Origin of the sequence: Arthrobacter sp. 2YAF22_2 (assembly GCF_052114645.1) — a bacterium.
GTDB lineage: Bacteria > Actinomycetota > Actinomycetes > Actinomycetales > Micrococcaceae > Arthrobacter.
In genome coordinates this window covers 1-3,313 of sequence record NZ_JBFRFD010000426.1, presented here as the reverse complement: position 1 = coordinate 3,313, position 3,313 = coordinate 1, and the positions used below count along the sequence as shown (strand labels likewise).

At 69.3% G+C, this 3,313-nt stretch carries 2 protein-coding genes; both read right to left on the bottom strand.

The genetic code is table 11. From position 1 onward, the window contains the following. Positions 1-93: 93 nt before the first annotated feature. The gene (locus AB4Y86_RS15270) at positions 94-1,854 is read right to left on the bottom strand and encodes a formate--tetrahydrofolate ligase (RefSeq protein ID WP_441403041.1); all 1,761 of its coding nucleotides are present in this window, start codon (positions 1,852-1,854) and stop codon (positions 94-96) included. A 60-nt stretch (positions 1,855-1,914) separates the two neighbouring features. Then, positions 1,915-3,180, bottom strand: a complete 1,266-nt coding sequence (gene mshA / locus AB4Y86_RS15265; protein ID WP_441403040.1) for a D-inositol-3-phosphate glycosyltransferase — start codon at positions 3,178-3,180, stop codon at positions 1,915-1,917. Positions 3,181-3,313 lie beyond the last annotated feature (133 nt).

Sequence of the window (3,313 nt, the reverse complement as noted above, 5' to 3'; positions counted from 1 at the left end):
GGGTGGTGGGGCGCCGGATCTGCGGGAGCGTCGGGTGGTGGGGCGGGATGTGAGGGAGGGTTGGGTGGGAGGGCGCCGGACGTGAGGGAGGGTCTAGAAGAGGCCGACGGGGTTGCCATCGGCGTCGACGTCCATCCGCATCGCAGCCGGGACCTTGGGCAGCCCCGGCATCGTCATCACCGCGCCCGTCAGCGCCACGATGAAGCCCGCCCCAGTCTTGGGAATGAGGTCCCGCACGTGCACGGTGAAGCCTTTCGGTGCGCCCAGCTTGGCGGCGTCGTCGCTGAAGGAGTACTGCGTCTTCGCCATGCAAACCGGCATGCCGGACCAGCCGTTCTTCTCGATCTCCGCGAGCCGCCTAAGCGCCGGCACGGAGAAGTCCACGCCGTCGGCCCCGTAGATCTCCTGCACGATGGTGCGGATCTTGTCCTCGATGGACATCTCCAGCGGGTACAGGTGCCGGAAGTCGTGCGGGGCCGCGATGGCCGCGGCGACCTTCGCGGCGAGTTCGTCCCCGCCGTCGCCGCCTCCGCCGCGGCCCCAGACGTCGGCCACGGCCGCCTGCACGCCCTCCGCGGCGCACCAGTCCAGCAGCCAGTCGAGCTCCTCCTGGCTGTCCGTGCCGAACCTGTTAATCGCCACCACCGGGGTGATGCCGAACTTCTCCACGTTGCGTACGTGCCGCTGCAGGTTGGCGGTCCCCGCGGCCAGCGCCTCAACATTGGGTTCCGTGAGCTGGTCCTTCGCGACGCCCCCGTGCATTTTCAGCGCACGGATGGTCGCCACCACGACGACGGCGGACGGCGCGACGTCGGCGATCCTCGACTTGATGTCCATGTACTTTTCGGCGCCCAGGTCGGCGCCGAACCCCGCCTCGGTGACGACGACGTCGGCCAGGCTGCGGGCGGTCTGGGTTGCGATCAGAGAGTTGCAGCCGTGCGCGATGTTCGCGAACGGGCCGCCGTGCACCAGGGCCGGGGTGCCCGCGATGGTCTGCACCAGGTTGGGCTTGAGCGCGTCCCTGAGCAGCATGGTCAGGGCGCCCTGGACGCCGAGGTCAGCGACGGTGACGGGCTCACGGTCGTAGGTGTAGCCGAACGTGATCCGGCCCAGCCGGGCGCGCAGGTCGTTCAGGTCGGTGGCGAGGCAGAACACCGCCATGATCTCCGAGGCGACCGTGATGTCGAAGCCGTCCTGCCGCGGCACGCCCTGGGTCGGACCGCCGAGGCCGATCACCACTTCGCGCAGCGACCGGTCGTTCATGTCCAGCACCCGCTTGAACGTCATCCGGCGCGGGTCGATGTTCAGCGCGTTGCCTTGGTAAATATGGTTGTCCACGAGCGCCATCAGGGCATTGTTGGCGGAGGTGATGGCGTGGAAGTCGCCGGTGAAATGCAGGTTGATTTCATCCATCGGCAGGACCTGGGAGTAGCCGCCGCCCGTCGCGCCGCCCTTCATGCCCAGGATCGGTCCCAGCGACGGCTCGCGCAGCGCGATCATCACCCGGTGCCCGGCGCGGGCCAGGGAGTCGGCCAGGCCCACCGTGGTGGTCGACTTCCCCTCACCGGCCGGCGTGGGGGACATCGCCGAAACCAGGACTACCTTGCCGGGCGTGTGCGTGCCGGTACGGGTCAGCTTGGCCGGATCGATCTTCGCCTTGTAGCGGCCGTAGAATTCCAGTGCTTCGGGGTTGATCCCGGCCGCGGCCGCCACTTCCTCGATCGGCCGAATCGTCGCCCGGCGGGCGATGTCGAGATCGCTGAGGACCTGCTTTTCGACCGGCGCTAGCGGCGCTACCGGCGGGGCGGCGAAGGCGTCGACTGCTGCTGCGGTTTCCGTGGTGTTCTCAGACATCCTTGTCCTTCAGCTCGTTACTTCGTCTCGTTCCGGCCGGCGCGTCCGGCCGGTCCCCGGTCAGGGCGTGTGGCCCGCCGGGATGCTCTGTGTTCCAAAGTACTGGACCAGGGCGGACTGGTAGCTCTCCAGCGTAATCGCGGCGGTGCGTTGCCAGCCGAAGTCCTGGGCGTGCACCGACGCCGCACGGCCCATGTCTTCCCGGGTGGCCGGGTCATCGTGCAGGGCCTCGAGGGCATCGGCCCAGTCCGCCGCCTTGTGCCCCTCCACCAGCAGGCCGGTCCGGCCGTCGAAGATCGCCCGCGACAGCCCGCCCACCTTCGTGGCGACCACCGGCGTGCCGCAGGCCTGGGCCTCGAGGGCAACGAGGCCGAAAGACTCGCTATAGGACGGCATGACCACGACGTCGGCCGACCGGTACCAGCCCGCCAGCTTGGGCGCGCTGACCGGCGGATGGTGCGTGACGACGTCGTCCATCCCGGCGGCGGTAATCAGGGCCTTCAGGTCAAAATCCTTCGCCCCGCTCACCGCTCCCAGGATGGTCAGCTGCAGATCGATGTCCGGGCGGCGGGCGCGCAGCAGGGCCGCAGCCTTGATCAGGATCTGCGGGCCCTTGAGCCGTTGGATTCGCCCGGCGAACAGCAGGTGGAAACGGCCAGGCGTCACGCCGTGTTCGCTCCGGGCCCGGCTCCGGAACGCGGGCGTGAAGACGGCCAGGTCCACGCCCGGAGGCGCCACGTCGACGCGGTCCGGGTCGGCGTCGTAGTGCGAGACCAGTTCGGCGGCCTCGGTCCCGGTGTTGGCGATCAGCCGCGTGGCGCCGTCGACAATCCGGTGCTCGCCCTCCTCGCGCCGGCGCGGCTCGGGCTGCTCGCCGGACTCCAGCAGCAGGTTCTTGACCTTGGCCATGGTGTGCATGGTGTGCACCAACGGCACCCCCCACAGCTCGGAAAGCTCCAGCCCGGCGACGCCCGACACCCAGTAGTGCGAATGGATCACGTCGTAACGGCCATGCGGCTGCAGATCCTTGATCCGGTCGATTTCGGCCACCATGCTGTGCAGCAGTGCCGGGAGTTCCTCCTTGGGCAGCTTCCGCGGCGGGCCGGCGAGCACGTTGTGGACGCACACTCCCGGGGACGGGTGTTCGACGGCGGCCTGGTCGGCGGCGGTGGAGCGGGTGAAGATCTCCACCTCGACGCCGGTCTCCGCCAGGGCCGCGGCCAGGGCGCGGATGTACACGTTCATGCCCCCGGCGTCCCCGGAGCCGGGCTGCTCCATCGGCGAGGTGTGCAGGGAGAGGAAGGCGACGCGGCGGGCCAGTGGCATCCTGCTTCCTTTCCTCGGTGCGACGTGGATTCGATAAAACACTACTCCTGAACCGCGGACCGGCTCGCAGCTGTCCGCCTGCTGCTAACGTGGCCGCTGTGAGCGCAACCCCCGAACCCCCGCAGGCCGTGGC